Source organism: Streptococcus mitis (assembly GCF_000722765.2).
Taxonomy (GTDB): Bacteria; Bacillota; Bacilli; order Lactobacillales; family Streptococcaceae; genus Streptococcus; species Streptococcus mitis_AQ.
The window spans coordinates 473118-492472 of record NZ_CP028415.1 but is presented as its reverse complement, the minus strand read 5'-3'; the positions used below and the strand labels follow the sequence as shown (position 1 = coordinate 492472).

The window sequence follows — 19355 nt, the reverse complement described above, 5'->3', positions numbered from 1 at the left end:
TTCTGATAGTTAACTAAAATCGTAAATTAAGTTTATAAGTGTCTGACAAAATCTCTAAGGTAAGCAAATACCCAACATTTTGTAGACACTTATAACATCTATATTTCCATAGCATGCCAAGACCACTTCCGCAATCTTGACACACTAGTTTACTTTTCTTAACCTTTGACCGCTCCCATAGTAATACCTTGTGTGAAGGATTTTTGGAAGACTAAGAAGACTGTTACGATTGGCACGGCTGCAAGAGCTGCACCTGCCATAATCAAACCATAGTTGGTTGCCATTTCGGCCTGCATGGTCGCAACCCCAAGTGAGATGGTCAAGTTTTGACGTGAAGTCAACATAACCAACTGCATGAAGTAGTCGTTCCAGGTATTGATGAAGGTGAAGATTGCAAGGGCTGCAAATCCTGGTTTCACAATCGGGAAGGCTACGCTCCAGAAGGTACGAATCTCACCACAACCATCAATTTTAGCTGATTCAAGCAACTCTGTAGGGATATTTTCACTGAATTGTTTCATGAGGAAGACACCAAACGGCCATCCAATCAAAGGCAAGATAACTGCCCAAAGAGTGTCATGAATTCCCATGAAGTTGACGATACGTACCAATGGTACAAGGACAACTTGTTTTGGAAGCGCCATAGCAGCGATAAAGATAGCAAATAGAATGCGTTGACCATAGAAACGTTTTTTAGCCAATACATAACCTGCTAGAGATGAAGTCGCACAGACTAAGAACATAGTTACCAATGAGATAAATACTGAGTTCCACATCCATTGCATAGCAGGGTTTTGTACCATGAGCTGTTGGAAGTTTTCCATGGTTGGCATTTTAGGGAACCACTGAGGAGGAATAACGATTGTATCAGGTTGTGATTTGAATGCCCCTGTCAAAATCCAGTAGAATGGAAAGATGAACAGCACAGTCAACAAGAGCAAAATGATTGTTGAAATAACAGTAAAGGCTGTTAATGGTTTTTTTTCTGTAGATTGCATAGCTGTCTCCTTTCTTTAGTATTCTACGTCGTTTCCGAGTGCTTTAAATTGAACAAAGCTTACGATAGCAATCATGACTGCCAAGAAGACACCAATTGTGTTGGCATAACCATATTCTGTCAATTGGAAGGCTTTTTCGTACAGGTAGTACATCAAGGTACTTGTTGAGTAGTTTGGCCCACCAGATGTCAAAAGCTGAATCAAGGCGAAAACTTGGAATGAGTTGATTGTTGTGATGATTGCGATATAAAGAGTTGTTGGAAGAAGGCTTGGCCATTTAATCTTCCAGAAAACTTGAAATTCAGTTGCACCGTCTACACGAGCCGCTTCAACCAGTGAATTGTCAATATTCCCCATAGCAGCTATATAAAGGATGATTGGTTGACCAACTGAAGTTGTCAAGAGGATAATCATAATTGCCAGCAATGCCCAGTGTTTGTCTCCCAGCCATGAAATATTTTGAGTAATAATATGACTTGATTTAAGCACAAAGTTCAAGATACCTGATAGTGGGTCATAAATCCATTTCCATACAACCGTTACGGCAACACTACCTGTTACGACAGGAAGGAAAAAGACAAAACGGTAGAAGGATCTGGCAATAGCATTTTGATGGTAGGTTTGCGACGCCACAAAGAGCGAAAAGAGAACAACAATCGGTACAGATCCAACAACCAAAATAACTGTGTTAATCAGAGATTTTGTAAAGACAGGATCTTTAAACATACGGATATAGTTATCTAAGCCCACAAATTCAAAACTAGTCATAGAGTAGTTAAAGAAACTTGTGATGAATCCCATAATCATTGGTACTAAAACGAAGACAATGAAGAAGAATAAAACTGGCGCTAGGAAAGCATAAGAAATAATAGTTTCTCTCATACGAATTTTATTAACTTTCACTGTAGGCACCTCTCTTTCCTTTTCTTTTTTATTGATAATCTCCTAAGAGAATGATGATTTACCTTTTAAATAAAAGCCCCCTTTTCTTACACAAGTGTGCAAAGGGAAAAGGGGCTACAAAATCTGTTTAGGGTTTATTGTTTAGTAGCTTTTTTGATAGTTTCGTTTGCTTTTTCAGTAAATGCTTTCAATGCATCAGCTGGTTTTTGATCGCCATTTGACACTGATTGCAACATTGGGAACCATAGAGTTCTCATTTCTGCAAAACCATCAATTGTATTGTAGTATGGTGAGTAGTACTTAGTCCAAGCACCGATTGTTTCCATACGTTTGTCATCATAGAGTTTACCAAATGATGTACGAACTGGGAATGCTCCTGTACGAACAACATCTTTTGGACCCCATTCTTTATCATCAGCGATGAATTGAACAAATTTCTTAGAAGCAGCAACTTTCTTGTCGTCCTTGTTGTTGAATACTGCAAATCCATTTACAAGGTATTCAAGAGCTGGTTTACCAGAATCAGATGGGAATGGTACTTCTACTACTTCTACTTTACTTGCTTCCAAGAGTTTACCTTGGATACCATTTTGAGCTGGTGCCCAAAGGATTGTGTAAGATGTTTGACCGTTAGCAAAGTTTTGGATGTCTGCTCCACCATCAAATTGTGAACCATTGTTCAACAAACCATCTTTAATCCAGCTAGCTGCTTTTTCAAGACCTTTAACAAATTTAGGATCATCAGTTGTATACTTAGTAACATCTTTATCTGTTACAGAAGCTCCGTAAAGGTTTGCTACAAAGGCACGTGTTCCTTGGTCTCCCCCTTGACCTGAACTGAACAATGAACCTGGTGTATAGCCTTTATCTTTGAGTGCTTTCAATACTTTTTCAAAGTCGTCTGTTGTCCAGCCTTCTTTTACAAGATTCGCAACTCCAGCTTCTTCCAACATTTTCTTGTTCATAGCCATGTAGAATGGTGCTGAACTGATTGGATACATATAAGCTTTATCGCCAGCTTTACTTGCTTTTACAATGTTCTCATTGTTGACGTCTTTAACAAAGTCATCTGTGAAGAGGTCGTTCAACTCAGCCAATTTACCATTTTTACCGTATTGAATGATACGTCCTGGTGCATCAAAAAGTACGTCTGGAGCTGTTCCTGCTTCGATAGCTGTTGTGATTTTTTCAGGACCTGACTTGAAGTCGATGGTTTCCAATTTCACTTTTACATCTGGATTTGCTTTTTCAAAAGCTTCGATGATTGATTTTTCATATGTTCCAACACCGTCACCAGTTTTTTCTTGTGTGAAGACTGGGAATGCCCACCAAGTGATTTCTGTTTTTCCGCTATCGCTACCAGATTTTCCAGCATCTTTACTTCCGCCAGAATTACCACATGCAGCAAGGCCAAGAACCGCAGCACCCGCAAGTACTGTACAAGCTAGTTTTCTAAATTTCATTTGTATTCTCCTAATTGATAAGCGTATCCATATTGGATAATGAGTAAGATTGCATTTGTATACGTTTTCATTTTATCCGACGCATCCACCACTCTCCTCTGTTTTGAGATTGTGTTATTTAAGACCAGCAACGAAGCGTTCTGTGATCTCTTTTGGTCTAGTAATAGCGCCACCAACAACAATGCCTCTTACTCCATATCCTAGGATTTGTTTGGCTTGTTCTGGTGTATGAATTTTTCCTTCTGCAATGACATCCACGCCAGCATCACAGAGTTTTTTGATTAATTCAAAATCGGGACCATCCACTTTAGGACTGTAAGATGTATATCCTGATAAGGTTGTTCCGACAAAGTCAATTCCTGCTTCAACAGCTGCTATGCCTTCTTCGAAAGTACTAGTATCAGCCATCAAGAGCTGGTTAGGATATTTTTCCTTAACCTGACGAATGAACTCTTGAATCTCCAAACCATCGTAGCGTTCACGCTTGGTACAATCCAGAGCAATCACCTCGATGTCGAGTTCTGCCAATTCATCAACTTCTTTCATAGTAGCCGTGATGAAGGGTTCTTGCGGTGGATAATCTCGTTTTATTATCCCAATGATTGGAAGTTTTGTGACCTCCTTGATTTCCTTGATATCGCGAACACTGTTTGCTCGGATACCGACTGCTCCACCTTGCTCAGCCGCTTTGACCAGCAAGGGAATCACTCCTCCCGCTTCTGTATAAAGCGGTTCGTGAGGAAGGGCCTGACAAGAAACGATGATTCCATCTTTGATTTGTTCAATCAAGGCTTCTTTACTAATCTGTGGCATCCTCTTTCCTCCTTTTCTTTGTTCTTATGGGTTCATTATATATTATTTTTAAAGCGCTTTCAATACTTTGTGGTAGAATAGATTTCAGTTTCAAAAGTATTTTATAGAACAGCCGTTTCTGAAAGTAGTTTCAGAGAGTCATCTATATTAAATCATTTTTACTGAACTATAAAAAGAGAGCTACTAGGCTCTCTCATTCATCACTTCACATATTTAAAAGGAATCTCACTGCCGCAGAGCCAGTTGTAGACTTGGTCATTAACAAAGACATTCATGGCTTCGTGAGAATACTCAGGCATGATGCGATAGGCCTTATCACAGGTGAGACGGTTGTAAATCGCAAACTGGGTAATAGGGTAGCAAACATCGTCGTCCAAGCCCGTAATCATCTTAACCTCACCCTTGATACGATGGGCAAGATTTTTCACATCGATATAGGCCAGGGTCGCCATGATATCTTCCTCAGTTTCATGGAAAGGATCATGAAACTTGAAATAACGGAAGAGTTCGTCGTAAGCCTCGCTAGTATTCCCAATCTCAAGCACTCGTCTGAAGTCTGACAAGAAGGGATAGATGGTAACTGTTTTCTGAATCCGTGGATTGAGTGCTGCCGCAACCAAGGCTAGAGCACCACCTTGAGAAGCACCATAGCTAGAAAGTCTTTCCTCATCTACCTGAGGCAGACTGGCCATAATCTCAATCAACTGGTAAATATCCAGATAAACATCCTTATAAAAGAGATGATCCCGACCTTCCACAGCACCACGGATGATATGCCCCTTAACTGTATTTCCTAAAGGAGAACGCAAACCGTCTTGCGAATAACCTGACTGCCCCCGCACATCCATGGAAACAACACCGTAACCAGCCACAGTATAGGCCAGCATATCAGCCCAGTCCCAGCCACGTCCCTTATAACCATGGAAATGGAAGATTAGCGGAACCTTCTCCTCACTCTTTGGAAGAACGACGCGTGCATAAACCTTGCCTTCATTGGTTCCTTCAAAGGTTAACTCATAGCACTTGACCTGAGGAATGTGGAAATTTCTTTCCTCCAACTGGTAGACTGGAAGAGTGGAAACTTTTTTCACTTCCTCATCCCAGAAAGCATCAAAGTCTTCTGGAACCTCATCCCTTCCTTTATAGGTCTTGATTTCTTCTAACAAAGCTGGATTTTTCATAGCATGCTCCCTTTATTTTATAATCGCTACCACAACTGTAGCATATCTAGAAAAGCAATGCAAGAAAGAAGGGTAATACTCTTCGAAAATCTCTTCAAACCACGTCAACGTCGCCTTGGATTATATATGTAACTGACTTCGTCAGTCTTATCTACAACCTCAAAGCAGTGTTTTGAGCAGCCTGCGGCTAGTTTCCTAGTTTGCTCTTTGATTTTCATTGAGTATAAATAGATAGAAATTTTTGATTCTCCTCCCTCAAACCTATCGTCTGAAAGTCTAATAAATTGAATCTAGAATAGTCCGAATTACCTTCTAAAGTATTTTTAGAAATTAATGTGAATGGTCCAGTTGATTCGTCTACAGCTTATCTCGATATACTATAGTTTCAATGGGGATTGAATTGAGAATCATCTATCAGAAAGTGAGGCAACATCATGAAATCTATCAATACGCAAATGTTACAGACAGAACGTTTGATTTTGAGAAGATTTGTGGAGAGTGATGCGGAAGCCATGTTTCAGAATTGGGCTTTATCTGCTGAGAATTTGACCTATTTCATTCGGGATCCCCATACGAATCTTGAGGTGATTCGAAACTCGATTTGTAATTGGGTTGGCTCCTATACCAATCCCAGCTATTACAAATAGGCCATTTGTCTCAAAGAAAACCCAGAGCAAGTGATAGGGGATATCAGCATCGTTAAGATAGATGAGACCAATTCGAGTTGTGAAATTGGCTATGTTTTAGGAAAAAACTATTGGGGTCGTGGTCTTATGACAGAGGCCTTAAAAGCTGTTTTGACTTTTGTTTTACTCAAGTAGGCTTTCAAAAGGTTAGGGCTCGATATGCCAGTCTCAACCCAGCTTCAGGTCATGTGATGGAAAAGGCTGGAATGTCCTATCTAAAGACTGTTTCAAATAGGGTGGAGAGAAAAGTCTATATTACGGATGTCATTTGTTATCAGATAAACGGGGAAGACAGATAAGCTTAAAATTTATTACTTATCCGCTGTTTTTTTATTTACTATTTCATTTATCCTCTCCTTTCCGAATAAATAGATAGTAACAGAGAATCTAGTAAACCTAGATTTAAAACTATGGTATAATGAAAGGAGAAGAAATATGACTGTACGTCATCCGGGCATCAGCCCGACCAATGATTTGGTTGCTAAGAAGATTTTTAGCAATCCAGAAATCACTTGTCAATTTATTCGCGATATGCTGGACTTACCAGCCAAAAATGTGACCATTTTAGAGGGAAGTAATATTCATGTCTTGCCTTCCCTGCCGTACTCAGCGCAGGATTTCTATACCAGTATAGATGTTTTAGCTGAACTAGATAATGGGACACAGGTTATCATTGAGATTCAGGTGCATCATCAGAATTTTTTCATTAATCGCCTGTGGGCTTACTTGTGTAGTCAGGTCAATCAAAATCTAGAACAAATTCGCCAGCAAGAAGGAAACACTCACCAGAGTTACAAACACATTGCACCTGTTTATGCGATAGCTATTGTGGATAGCAATTATTTCTCAGATGACTTGGCTTTTCATAGTTTTAGCATGCGAGAGGATACGACAGGTGAGGTCTTAACAATTACAAACAACGGTCAGGAAAACCATCTGGTCAAGATGGCATTCTTGGAATTAAAAAAATATAGAGAAACCAGCAAAGACAAAGTTCGTAAACCATGGTTGGAGTTTTTCGGGAATAAACCCTTTACCCAACAACCCGAGCGAGCCATCAGCCAAGCAGACCAACTGCTGGACTACAAGAGCTGGTCCGAGGAGGACAGGAAAATGTTTAGTCAACTACGTATGAGAGAAGAACAAGCCTTGTTAGCACAGGACTATGCCTTGGAACGAGCCGAAGAAAAAGGATTGGAGCGTGGGAAAGTTGAAGGAAGAGTCTTTGCTTTCCTAGATATGGTTCGTCAAGGTCTTCTGACTTCGGAGGTTGCGAGTCAGCAACTGGGTATGTCAGTAGCAGAGTTTGAAGCGCTATTGAAGAACCATTATAAATAAGACCTAACAAATACAGAGAAACCAGCAAAGACGAGGTTCGCAAGCCCTGGTTGGAGTTTTTTGGGAATAAACCCTTTACCCAACAACCCGAGCGAGTCATCAGTCAAGCAGACCAACTGCTGGACTACAAGAGCTGGTCCGAGGAGGACAGGAAAATGTTTAGTCAACTACGTATGAGAGAAGAACAAGCCTTGTTAGCACAGGACTATGCCTTGGAAACTGCTAGGGCAGAGGGGCTGGAACAAGGTATTGAACAAGGTTTAGAACGTGGAAAAATCTTTACCTTTCTAGATTTAGTACGCCAACATGTTCTAACTTCCGAATTTGCGAGTGAACAATTGGGTATGACCGTCGCTGAGTTTGAGGCATTGTTGTAAGACCAGCACTAATAGTCAAGATGGCGTTCTTGGAACTTAAAAAATACAGAGAAACCAGCAAAGACAAGGTTCGTAAACCGTGGTTGGAGTTTTTCTGGAATAAACCCTTTACCCAGCAACCCGAGCGAGCCATCAGCCAGGCAGACCAACTGCTGGACTAATGGGATGCTTTGAGAAGGAGTTTTTGTAAATCATTAAATCAATGACAGATTTTTCCGTGATAGATGGAAGAATCTGTTTTTTAGTTATGGTAGATGTGAGCTCTGAAACAGTAAGATATAGTGTATTGAAATAAGATGTGCACAAATAAATTAGGAAAGTCAAATTAATTTCTAGAAATGTTTTAGAATCCACGGTTTACTATTTCAGATTCAATAAATTGTAGTTTTAGAAACAAAAAAAGAGCATTTTGCTCTTTCTTCCTTCTATTTCTATTAGTTTTTTGCTTCTTTCTTTTGGAAAGTGGTTTGGTAATTTACTTTAATCGTTACTGTCATATGAGAGTCCTCGTTTCTTTTTGATGACTCTAGTATAAAGGGCAAACCTGAAAGCTAGCTTAATACTCTTCGAAAATCAAATTCAAACCACGTCAACGTCGCCTTACCGTACTCAAGTACAGCTTGCGGCTAGCTTCCTAGTTTGCTCTTTGATTTTCATTGAGTATAAGATTTCCTTAGAGAAAGCTTAATCTAGATGTTCTTTCTTTTCCAGATGAAGGGCAATCATCCGCCACTCTGGATCCTCTTGCCATCCTTCTATCGAACTAATGTAGCTAGCAACCTTTCTTGCTTCTTCTAAAATCGGAAAATCTTCGATAATATCAGCTACTTGGAACTCTGGAAGACCTGACTGTCTGGTTCCAAAAATCTCACCAGAACCCCTCATTTTCAAATCTTCCTCCGCAAGGACAAATCCATTGGTCGTTTCTGTCATGATGCGCATGCGGTCTTTCCCAGAATCCGTCTTAGGATTGGCAACGAGAACTGCATAAGACTGCTTGTCTCCCCGACCGACACGACCTCTGAGCTGGTGAAGCTGGCTGAGACCGAAGCGATCGGCATCCATGATAATCATGACGGTCGCATTGGGAACATTGACCCCGACCTCGATAACCGTCGTCGAAACCAGAATATCCGTTTTTCTCTCTTTGAACTCCTGCATAATCTGGTCTTTTTCATCACTCTTCATCTTACCATGTAAAAGAGCCACCTCTGCCTTACCTGCAAAATGAGCCGTCAACTCCTCTGATAAAGCAATAGCATTTTTCAGATCCAGAGCTTCTGATTCTTCAATCAAGGGAGAGATGACATAGGCTTGAGAACCTTTTTGAATTTCCCCCTCTAACCAAGTCAAGACCTGAGGTAGTTGCTCATGCTTGATCCAACGTGTCACAATAGGCTTACGTCCTGCTGGCATCTGGTCAATAATGGAAACATCCATATCGCCAAAGGCTGTGATCGCCAAGGTCCGTGGAATGGGAGTCGCCGTCATCATGAGAACGTCAGGATTGTCGCCTTTTTCTCTCAGAACACGCCTTTGCCCTACACCAAAACGGTGCTGCTCATCGATGATAATCAAACCAAGGCGATTATAATCCACCCCATCCTGAATCAGAGCGTGGGTTCCGATAATCAAATCAGCCTCACCCTTGGCAATAGTCTCCAAGACTTCTCTCTTTTCTGCAGCTTTCAAGGATCCTGTCAAAAGAGCCAGTTGCAAGTCTGGAAAGAGGTCCTGTAAACTCTCAAAATGTTGCTCTGCAAGAATTTCTGTCGGTACCATGAGGGCTGCTTGGTAGCCAGCCGTCACTGCCGCATACATAGCCAAGCCAGCGACTACCGTTTTCCCGCTCCCCACATCCCCTTGCAAAAGACGATTCATGTGGTGGTCGGACTTCATGTCGGTCAAAATTTCCTGCAAACTCTTTTCCTGAGCTGGGGTCAGGGCAAAAGGCAAGCTTTCCTTGACTGCTGTCACTTTTTCCTGAGACCAGTTCAAAACCAGACCGCTGCCCTGAACTCTATTTTCAGACTTAAGCATCTGCAATTGCATTTGGAAATAAAAGAGTTCTTCAAACTTGATACGGCGAAGGGCCTGCTTGTATTCTGCCAGATCCTTAGGAAAATGCATAGCTCGAACCGCCTGACAACGGGACATAAGTTTGTATTTGTCTAGTAAAGACTGGGGAAGATTTTCCTCAATCAAAAGGTCCAACCCTTGATCAAAGGCTGTCTTGATAACCTTAACCAGACTGGCCTGACTAATTCCCTGAGCCAATCGATAGACAGGTTGGAGGTCATCTTCCACCTGAGCTAGGACCTTCATCCCAGTCAAACTGGCCTTAGCACGGTCCCATTTCCCAAAGACAGCAAGAGTTGCTCCCAACTCTATCTTATCAGCTAGATAAGGCTGGTTAAAGAAATTCACCGCAAAAACGACTTCTCCCTGCTTAAGACTAAAGCGCAGGCGATTGCGCTTGAAACCATAATACTGGACACTGGCAGGAGTCACGACTTGACCAGAAAGAACCGCCTTCTCACCGTCTTCTAGCTCCAGCACCTGCTTAGTCTTGAAATCTTCGTAACGGAAAGGAAAGTAGAGCAAGAGATCTTGCAAGTTTTCAATTCCTAGTTTGGCGTATTTCTCTGCTGACTTTGGTCCCACACCAGGTAAGACATGCAAGGGTTGATGTAGATTCATGCTCCACTCCTTTCTTTTTTAATCATATTCTCTCGGAATGCGGTCGCTGAGAAGACAAACCACTTCATAGTTAATGGTTCCACGGTAGGTCGCTACCTGAGTAGCAGTGATTTCCTTGCACCCGTTAGAACCAATGAGGGTGACTTTTGTTCCCAGCGGATAAAGCTTAGGCAGACGAATGGTAATTTGGTCCATAGAAACTCGCCCAACGATTGGGCAAGCTTGCCCATCTACCAAGACGGAGAAATTCTGCATGTCTCGTGTCCAACCATCCGCATAGCCAATTGGTACCGTCGCGATGACTTGCTCGCTATCTGCCTGATAGGTAGCTCCGTAGCCCATACAAGCTCCAGTTGAAACTGTCTTAACATGAACCAGAGCAGACTCCAAGGTCAAAGCTGGTTTCAAGTCATAGGGTAAGTCCAAAACCTCTCCACTTGGATTGAGACCATACATAGCATCTCCCATACGGATCGCATTAAAAATAGTCTCTGCATGCCAAAGAGTTGTTGCAGAATTGCTAGCATGAACCAAGTCTGGAAGACCTTTCATACTGGCCAAAATAGTTTTAAACCGTTCTAACTGGGCATTAAAGTAGTCATCTGATTCCTCGTCTGCAGTAGCAAAGTGGGTAAAAATCCCTTCAACACGAGCACCATGTTGTTGGAGCAAATCTTGAGCCTGCTCAGCCTCACGAGCCTCTCGAAAACCAATCCGTCCCATTCCTGAATCAATCTTGAGATGGACTGTCAATCCAGTTAGGTCCGCTTCCCTATCTAAGAGCTCTTGAATCCACTCCAGTCCAGCCACTGTCAAGGTGATGTCGTATTCTTTAGCAAGAGAAACAGCTTCGATTTCAGAAACTCCTAAAATGAGGATTTTCTTGCTGAGTCCAGCTTGTCTGAGTTCAATAGCTTCATCGATATTGGAAACACAAAAGCCATCAACATCATCTTGAATCGCCGTCGCAACAGCAACAGCCCCATGCCCATAGGCATTAGCCTTGACTACGGCAAATTTGAGCGTTCCTTGAGGGATATGAGCCCCCATTTGCTGAATATTGTGTCGAATAGCTCCCAGATGAATCAGAGCCTTGGTTGGTCTATGTGGACTAGCTTTCATGATTTTCCTCCAAAATGACACTGGCTGTCACAAACTGATCGGTATGGCTGATAGACAGCCAAATCTTTCCTGAAAATGGTGACTGACTAAAATAAGGCGCCCCACGTTCATTGTTCAAGACTTCCAAATCCTGAAAACCGAGCTTGCCAATACCCGTTCCTATAGCCTTGGAAAAGGCCTCCTTAGCCGACCAGCGACCAGCCAAATATTCGATTTGCCTGCGCCCTTTAAGACTAGTGAAGCGCTCCATTTCCTTAGCGGTCAGCACGCGCTTAGCAAAGCCTTCATGTCGTGTAACTGCGCTTTCTATCGAAGCTAATTCTTCGATGTCAATTCCGTGTCCAACTATCATTCTCATCAAAAGGAGTTGAGATCTCCCAACTCCATCCTTTTCACTTATTTTGTCAAGGTAGCATAGATTTCTTCTACCAAGGCCTCTGTATTTTCCCAACCTAGGCAAGGGTCGGTAATGGAGCAACCAAAGACCTCTGGTTGATTTTGACGACCATCTGCTAGGTAAGATTCAATCATAAATCCTCGAACCGTCTTTTTGATTTTCTCATTCCAATCACGATTTTGCAAGGTCTGGCGAACAATTCGAATCTGCTCCATATATTGCTTGCCCGAGTTATCATGGTTGGTATCGATGAGGATAAAGGGATTTTCAAGTCCCATGGCTTCATAGCGTTCAATGGCATTTAGCAGGGTTTCATAGTAAAAGTTAGGCTCATTTTTCCCATATTCATTAACTGCGCCACGAAGGATGACATGGGCCAAGGGATTTCCTGAAGTCTCAACTTCTTGGCCATGAAAGAGGAAGGTTTGTTTGTTTTGAGCAGCATAGATACCGTTAAACATGACTCCAAGATTTCCTGAGGTTGGATTTTTCATCCCTACTGGTGCATCAATTCCTGAAGCCACAAAGCGGTGCTCTTGGTCTTCCACAGAACGAGCCCCAACAGCATGGTAGCTGACCAAGTCATCCACCAAGACCAGATTTGACGGATAAAGCATCTCATCTGCCGTTGTCAAACCAGTCTCTGTAATCACGCGGTAGTGCAACTGGCGCACAGCCTGCAAGCCGTTAATCAGACTTGGAGCCTTAGACGTATCAGGTTGGTGAACCAAGCCCTTATAACCGTCTCCGTTGGTGCGAGGTTTAGCTGTATAAACACGCATAACCATGAAAATCTTGTCCGCCACCTTCTTTTGCAAGGCTGATAAACGGCGGGCATATTCCAAGACAGCCTCTTCATTATCAGAAGAGCAAGGACCAATCACCAAGAGGATACGGTCATCTTCCCCTGAAATGATGTCTGCCAATTCTCTATCACGGCGCTCCTTTAGTCGCAAGGCTTCCGCAGACAATTGGGTTTCTGCCTTGATTGCTTCAATATCGATTTCTTGACCTTTTTCAATAAATGCCATCTTATTCTCCTAGCGTTTGGTAGATTTCTCTGACGAGGACTTCCGTATTTTCCCAGCCAAGACAAGGGTCTGTGATAGACTTGCCAAATACTTCTGGTTCGTTTTGACGGCCGTCTTCTAGATAAGACTCAATCATAAAACCACGAACGTACTGCTTGATTTTTTCATTCCAATCACGGTTAATCAAGGTCTGGCGGACAATTCGAATCTGGTCCATATATTGCTTGCCAGAATTGTCATGATTGGTGTCCACAATGATAAATGGATTTTCCAAGCCCATTTTCTCATACTGAGCAATGGTATCCATCAAATTATCATAGTAGTAGTTAGGAATATTCTTACCATACTCATTAATTGCTCCACGAAGAATGGCATGCGAAAGCGGGTTCCCAGTTGTTTCCACTTCTTTTCCTAGGAAAAGGAAACTTTGTTTGTTTTGAGCAGCATAAATCCCATTAAACATAACATTGAGATTTCCAGAGGTTGGATTTTTAAAACCAGTCGCGAAATCTGCCCCACTGGCCACAAAGCGGTGTTGCTGATCTTCAACCGAACGAGCACCAACTGCCATGTAAGAAATCAAATCATCCACAAGCGGAAGATTTTCAGGATAAAGCATTTCATCAGCAGTAGTCATACCTGTTTCCGTGATGACACGATAATGAAGATGGCGAACGGCTTTGATTCCATTTATAAGACTAGGCGCTTCTGTCGCGTTAGGTTGGTGAATCAAGCCCTTATAGCCATCTCCGTTGGTACGAGGTTTGGCAGTGTAAACGCGCATAACCATAAAGATACGGTCTGCCACTTCTTCTTGCAAAGCTGCCAAACGTTTAGCGTACTCAAGGACAGCTTCTTCATTGTCAGATGAGCATGGCCCGATTACCAAGAGAATCCGCTGGTCTTCTCCACGTATAATGGCTTCTAGCTCTTGATCGCGCTGTGATTTTCTCTCTAAAGCTTGGCCTTCTAATTTTGATAAGGCACGAACTTCTTCAATATTAATTTTAGGACTTTTTGCTGTAAATACCATAACTCATCTCCTTATAAGGCAAACGGATACCAAGTAAAAATTTATACTCTTCGAAAATCAAATTCAAACCACGTCAGCTTCCCCTTGCCGTACTCAAGTACAGGCTTCGGGTCGCTTCCTAGTTTGCTCTTTGATTTTCATTGAGTATTACTTTTCACAAGGTATCCGCCTCTAAACTATCTCATTTTATTGTCTTTTGCCGTGACAGTTTTTAAACTTCTTACCAGAACCACATGGGCAAAGTTCATTCCGTCCAATCTGGCTCAAATCCAGATTTTCAGGTATATTTGCTTGGTGGGCAGCGATATTACGAGTCGCTGTTGTACTGATATGGTGTTCTGCTTGTGGTCTTTCTTGTTCATGAATTTGGGCTTTCATCATCAAGCGTGTCACATCAAACTCAATCGAACCAATCATGTCATTAAACATACGGAAACCTTCTGCCTGATACTCAACAACAGGGTTGTTCTGAGCATAGCCACGAAGTCCAACCGCGTTACGCAATTGATCAAGGGCATCGATATGATCTGTCCACTTGTTATCTACCACTCGTAGAATCAAAACTTTTTGGAATTCTTTAACTGCGTCTTCATCGCGTAGTTTTGAAACCTGACTATCGTAAACCTGCAAGGCACGTTGGAAGAGCTCTTCCTTGATGGCCTTATCAGACAAGCCTGACAAGTCTTCCATCGTAATAGAATCTTCTGGAAGCAAGTTATACTTAGCAAAATTCAAAATTGCTTCGAGTTTTTCATCTTGTTTTGCACGCGCATGACCATCAACGACACGACCAATCGTGCGTTTGATCATAGCCTGAATTTCAGGTGCCAAATCACGATCTGCAGTGATGACGTCGTAACGTTGAGCGTAGATAATTTCACGTTGTTCACGCATGACGTCATCGTATTGAAGGACTTGTTTACGGGTATCGTAGTTATTTCCTTCGACACGTTTTTGCGCTGCTTCAACCTGACGTGTCAACATACGAGACTCAATGGCCTCTTCAGACATATTCAAGCGTTCAAAGATTCCCTTCAAGCGTTCAGAACCAAAACGTTTCATCAAGTCATCTTCAAGAGATAGGTAGAATTGTGACTCACCTGGGTCTCCTTGACGACCTGAACGTCCACGAAGCTGATTATCGATACGACGGCTTTCATGTCGTTCTGTACCAATCACACAAAGTCCACCTAATTCGCGAACCCCTTCCCCAAGCTTGATGTCGGTACCACGACCAGCCATGTTGGTTGCGATGGTAACAGCACCACGTTGACCAGCATTCATGATGATTTGGGCTTCTTTATAGTGGTTTTTGGCATTCAAGACTTCGTGAGGAACACCAGCTGCGACCAATTTTTTAGAAATGTAGTCACTGGTTTCAACTGCAACTGTACCAACCAAGACAGGTTGACCTTTTTGGTAACGAGTCTTAACGTCTTCGACAACCGCCTTAAACTTAGCCTCAATACTTGCATAAAGAAGGTCTGAGTGGTCAATACGTTGAACAGGACGGTTTGTTGGGATTGGAATAACACGAATGTTGTAAATTTCACGGAATTCTTCTTCCTCAGTCTTACCTGTACCCGTCATACCAGACAATTTCTTGTACATACGGAAGAGATTTTGGTAAGTGATTGAGGCAGATGTCTTGGTTTCATCCTGAATTGGCACACCTTCTTTAGCTTCAATGGCTTGGTGCAATCCATCAGAATAACGACGACCTTCCATAGTACGACCTGTAAATTGGTCAACAATCAAAATTTCTTGTTCTTCGCTCACCACATAGTCAATATCGAGAAGCATGATGTAGTTAGCACGAAGGGCGTTATCGATAAAGTGAGTCAGAGCTACGTTTTCGATGTCATAGAGGTTTTCAAGTTTGAAGTAGCTTTCAGCCTTGTCAATCCCTGAATCAGACAAACCAATAGTCTTAGACTGCACATCGATGATGTAGTCGTCTTTGTCCAAAGATTTTACATAGTGGTCTGCCATGTGGTAGAGCTGACTGGTTTCAACTGCGTTAGCACCTGATACGATCAAAGGTGTACGGGCCTCATCAATCAAGATTGAGTCAACCTCATCGACCAAGGCATAGTTAAGCGGACGTTGTACCATGTTTTCAGCACGAACGACCATGTTATCACGAAGGTAGTCAAATCCGATTTCTGAGTTGGTTGAGTAAGTAATATCACACTCATAGGCTTCTTTTTTCTCCATTGGAGATTTGGCAGCCAAGTTAATCCCTACTGACAAGCCAAGCCATGAGTACAATTCACCCATCTCAGTCGCGTCACGTTCGGACAGGTATTCGTTAACCGTAACTACGTGAACCCCTTTACCTGAAAGGGCATTGAGGTATACGGGCATGGTCGCAGTCAAGGTTTTCCCTTCCCCTGTACGCATCTCTGGCACGTCACCATGGTGAAGAACGATTCCTCCCATGACCTGAACCTTATATGGGAAGAGTCCTAGGACACGTTTGGCACCTTCACGGACAACCGCAAATGCTTCATAAAGCAATGAATCCAGTGATTCTCCATTTTGATAACGTTCTTTAAATTCGACTGTTTTTGCTTTTAGTTGGTCATCAGTCAAAGCAGCCATTTGGTCTTCGTATTTGAAAACCTTGTCAGCCATCTTTTCCAGACGACGGATTTCTCCTTTATCATTTTCGATAATTGTTTTTAAAATATTAGCCATGTTTTTCCTTACTTTAAATTCCGAATATTTTAGAATGTTCTTTTAATTTTAGCACAATTACTGATTATTTTCAAGGAAGAATCCCCATTTTGAAAAGGAAAAAGAGGCTAGTTTCCAAGCTAACCTCTCAGACTTTTATGATACTTTAATTGCCAAAAATCGGCAAAATCGCAAATAGGATAAATAGATTAATCCAAAGAGAAAAACAGCAGATCAATCCAAAAACAAAGAGACTGACTTTCTTGGACAGCAAGGCCATCAAAATAGACAGAATACCAAAAACTAGCAAGACTTTCTGTATGCTGAAGAGGTCAATCTTTCCCCCCAGAATCGGACTGCCCCAAGGAAGAAAGAAGAACGCAAGCCAGATTAGCAGAACTAAACCAATATAAACCTTGGAATAGCGTGTAATAAATGATTTTAGACGTGTCATAAGCTACCTCCTATCAATAAAAACCATATAAATCAATGCCTTCCACCTTTTGACTTCCCTAGTTCTCGTCTCAAGCGAAACATGTTTTTGAAAAAGATATAGGTTAACCAGTCACTGCCTAGAGATAAGACTATCAAAAGCAACCAAACACCCCAATCACTATCATCTGATACATAATCTAGAACAAAAGTGAAAAATAAGAATGAAAAAATTGTCATATCCATGCTAAACAGAGCTAAAAGGGAAATATAAATCCAGTAAAAATAGTATAAGATGGGGAAAATTTTACTGTTTCTGTCAGCATTGTCTATCCAATAGAAAAAATATAAACAAGGAAATAAGAGTATCAAATGAAACCAATTAAAGGACAGTTTCATCATCGACACCTCCTCTTTGAAATTGTTTTCTTTAGTTTCGTTCTATTAAATGTTCTTACCAATATAAATCAATGCCTTCCACCTTTAGACTTCCCTAGCTCCCGTCTCAAACGAAGCATTTTTTTGAAACAGAAATAAGTTAACCTATTCAGACCAATAGCTAGCAGAATAAAAAGAAACCAAATGCCCCATAACTTGATATCTGTCACATTTCTCAAGACGATATTGAAAAACAGAACTGAAATAACTGTCCAAGCAAGGCTAAAAAGAGCATAGAGGGGGATGTAAATCCAGTAAAAATAGTAAAAAAATGGGAAAAATTTACTATCTCTATTATCCTTTTCAATCCAGCTGAAAAAGTAAAACCAGGGAAATAGGATTATCAATTTAAACAAATGTTTCATCACCAGCCCCCCTCTATTTGATAGCGTTTTCTTCACTTTCATTCTATCAAAAAAATCTGGAAATGTCATTCCAGATTCTACTTTTTTATTTACGTTTTCTTGCTATGAGATGGATTGGAGTACCCTCAAAAACAAAGGCCTTGCGGATTTGATTTTCCAAGAAACGCAGGTAAGAAAAGTGCATGAGTTCTTCTTCGTTGACAAAGATAACAAAGGTTGGTGGTTTGGTTGCCACTTGGGTCGCATAGAAAATCTTGAGGCGTTTTCCTTTGTCTGTCGGTGTTGGGTTAATGGCAATAGCATCCATAATCACATCGTTCAAGACAGCTGATGGAATACGTGTGTTTTGACTTTCGCTGATTTGCTTAATCATCTCAGGAAGTTTGTGGAGACGTTGCTTGGTCAAAGCGGATACAAAGATAATCGGTGCGTAAGGTAGATATTGGAACTGCTCACGGATATCTTCTTCCCAGTTTTTCATAGTGTGGTTATCTTTTTCAAGCGTATCCCACTTGTTGACCACGATAATCATCCCTTTACCAGCTTCATGGGCAAATCCTGCGATACGTTTATCGTATTCACGAATGCCTTCTTCCGCATTGATGACCATCAAGACCACATCTGAACGGTCAATAGCACGCATGGCACGCATGACAGAGTATTTCTCGGTATTTTCATAAACCTTACCAGACTTACGCATACCAGCCGTATCAATCATGGTAAACTCTTGGCCATCTGTATCTGTAAAGTGGGTATCAATGGCGTCACGCGTTGTTCCAGCAACAGGACTAGCAATGACACGGTCTTCTCCCAAGATAGCGTTAATCAAGCTTGATTTTCCAACGTTGGGACGACCAATCAAGCTAAACTTAATGACATCCGGGTTTTCTTCTTCATATTCATTTGGAAGATTTTCTACAATAGCGTCTAGCACATCCCCTGTACCGATACCATGGACAGAGGAGATTGGCAGTGGTTCACCCAAACCGAGGGCATAGAAATCATAGATATCATTTCGCATTTCAGGGTTGTCCACCTTGTTGACTGCGAGGATAACTGGTTTGTGGGTCTTATAAAGCTTACGGGCTACGTATTCGTCCGCATCGGTAATTCCTTCCTTACCAGACACGACAAAGACGATCACATCAGCTTCTTCCATGGCAATTTCTGCCTGGTGCTTGATTTGTTCCATGAAAGGAGCATCGACATCATCGATTCCTCCTGTATCAATCATGCTAAAGGAACGATTGAGCCACTCACCCGTTGCATAGATACGGTCACGTGTCACTCCTTCGACATCTTCTACAATGGAGATTCGCTCACCAGCGATCCGATTAAATAGGGTTGATTTCCCAACATTGGGACGTCCTACAATGGCAATAGTTGGTAGGGCCATAAT

16 protein-coding genes and 3 pseudogenes are annotated in these 19355 nt (G+C 41.8%); 4 read left to right on the top strand and 15 right to left on the bottom strand.

The genetic code is table 11. The annotated features are described in order from the left end of the window. Nucleotides 1-158: 158 nt before the first annotated feature. The 5 genes from SK637_RS02740 to SK637_RS02720 form a co-directional block, all read right to left on the bottom strand. Nucleotides 159-998 (bottom strand): carbohydrate ABC transporter permease, encoded by an 840-nt coding sequence (locus tag SK637_RS02740; protein WP_001192010.1) that lies wholly within the window; start codon nucleotides 996-998, stop codon nucleotides 159-161. A gap of 15 nt (nucleotides 999-1013) precedes the next feature. After that, entirely contained in the window at nucleotides 1014-1880 is an 867-nt protein-coding gene (locus SK637_RS02735) for a carbohydrate ABC transporter permease (protein WP_161970153.1), read from the bottom strand. Between the two features lie 155 nt (nucleotides 1881-2035). Further along, the gene (locus SK637_RS02730; protein ID WP_033688293.1) at nucleotides 2036-3364 is read right to left on the bottom strand and encodes an ABC transporter substrate-binding protein; all 1329 of its coding nucleotides are present in this window, start codon (nucleotides 3362-3364) and stop codon (nucleotides 2036-2038) included. A gap of 114 nt (nucleotides 3365-3478) precedes the next feature. Next, nucleotides 3479-4177, bottom strand: a complete 699-nt coding sequence (locus tag SK637_RS02725) for an N-acetylmannosamine-6-phosphate 2-epimerase (RefSeq protein ID WP_033688291.1) — start codon at nucleotides 4175-4177, stop codon at nucleotides 3479-3481. Between the two features lie 200 nt (nucleotides 4178-4377). After that, nucleotides 4378-5358 carry an acetylxylan esterase gene (locus SK637_RS02720; RefSeq protein WP_033688289.1) on the bottom strand — a complete coding sequence of 327 codons (981 nt, stop codon included), beginning with the start codon at nucleotides 5356-5358 and terminating at the stop codon, nucleotides 4378-4380. 434 nt (nucleotides 5359-5792) lie between these two features. On the opposite strand from SK637_RS02720, the pseudogene SK637_RS02715 reads away from it, so the two are divergent. From SK637_RS02715 to SK637_RS10230, 4 genes and pseudogenes are all read left to right on the top strand, one after another. Beyond that, nucleotides 5793-6343, top strand: a pseudogene (locus SK637_RS02715) (GNAT family N-acetyltransferase). A 136-nt stretch (nucleotides 6344-6479) separates the two neighbouring features. After that, nucleotides 6480-7382 carry an Rpn family recombination-promoting nuclease/putative transposase gene (locus tag SK637_RS02710; protein ID WP_033688286.1) on the top strand — a complete coding sequence of 301 codons (903 nt, stop codon included), beginning with the start codon at nucleotides 6480-6482 and terminating at the stop codon, nucleotides 7380-7382. Between the two features lie 8 nt (nucleotides 7383-7390). Continuing rightward, a pseudogene (locus SK637_RS10065) lies at nucleotides 7391-7759 on the top strand (Rpn family recombination-promoting nuclease/putative transposase); the annotation flags it as partial. A gap of 11 nt (nucleotides 7760-7770) precedes the next feature. Beyond that, nucleotides 7771-7917: pseudogene (locus tag SK637_RS10230) on the top strand (Rpn family recombination-promoting nuclease/putative transposase); the annotation flags it as partial. A gap of 526 nt (nucleotides 7918-8443) precedes the next feature. Here SK637_RS10230 and recG read toward each other — a convergent pair. The 10 genes from recG to der form a co-directional block, all read right to left on the bottom strand. Further along, on the bottom strand, nucleotides 8444-10459 hold the full coding sequence (gene recG, locus SK637_RS02695; protein ID WP_033688282.1) for an ATP-dependent DNA helicase RecG: 2016 nt from the start codon (nucleotides 10457-10459) through the stop codon (nucleotides 8444-8446). 18 nt (nucleotides 10460-10477) lie between these two features. Further along, nucleotides 10478-11581 carry an alanine racemase gene (alr, locus tag SK637_RS02690; RefSeq protein ID WP_033688280.1) on the bottom strand — a complete coding sequence of 368 codons (1104 nt, stop codon included), beginning with the start codon at nucleotides 11579-11581 and terminating at the stop codon, nucleotides 10478-10480. After that, a complete protein-coding gene (gene acpS / locus SK637_RS02685) occupies nucleotides 11571-11933 on the bottom strand; it encodes a holo-ACP synthase (protein WP_033688278.1) in 363 nt (120 codons plus the stop codon). Before acpS ends, alr begins: the two co-directional genes overlap by 11 nt. Nucleotides 11934-11977: 44 nt before the next feature. Next, nucleotides 11978-13009 (bottom strand): 3-deoxy-7-phosphoheptulonate synthase, encoded by a 1032-nt coding sequence (locus tag SK637_RS02680; protein WP_000864041.1) that lies wholly within the window; start codon nucleotides 13007-13009, stop codon nucleotides 11978-11980. A 1-nt stretch (nucleotide 13010) separates the two neighbouring features. Beyond that, nucleotides 13011-14042: a 3-deoxy-7-phosphoheptulonate synthase gene (locus SK637_RS02675; RefSeq protein WP_004258559.1), complete on the bottom strand. Its 1032-nt coding sequence runs from the start codon at nucleotides 14040-14042 to the stop codon at nucleotides 13011-13013. Nucleotides 14043-14228: 186 nt separating this feature from the next. Then, nucleotides 14229-16742, bottom strand: a complete 2514-nt coding sequence (gene secA, locus SK637_RS02670) for a preprotein translocase subunit SecA (RefSeq protein ID WP_033688277.1) — start codon at nucleotides 16740-16742, stop codon at nucleotides 14229-14231. Between the two features lie 145 nt (nucleotides 16743-16887). Beyond that, a complete protein-coding gene (locus tag SK637_RS02665; RefSeq protein ID WP_033688275.1) occupies nucleotides 16888-17175 on the bottom strand; it encodes a hypothetical protein in 288 nt (95 codons plus the stop codon). Between the two features lie 32 nt (nucleotides 17176-17207). Continuing rightward, the gene (locus SK637_RS10060) at nucleotides 17208-17555 is read right to left on the bottom strand and encodes a hypothetical protein (protein ID WP_033688274.1); all 348 of its coding nucleotides are present in this window, start codon (nucleotides 17553-17555) and stop codon (nucleotides 17208-17210) included. A 65-nt stretch (nucleotides 17556-17620) separates the two neighbouring features. Further along, nucleotides 17621-17956 (bottom strand): hypothetical protein, encoded by a 336-nt coding sequence (locus tag SK637_RS02655; protein ID WP_033688412.1) that lies wholly within the window; start codon nucleotides 17954-17956, stop codon nucleotides 17621-17623. Nucleotides 17957-18041: 85 nt separating this feature from the next. Beyond that, a complete protein-coding gene (der, locus tag SK637_RS02650; protein ID WP_001207696.1) occupies nucleotides 18042-19352 on the bottom strand; it encodes a ribosome biogenesis GTPase Der in 1311 nt (436 codons plus the stop codon). Nucleotides 19353-19355 lie beyond the last annotated feature (3 nt).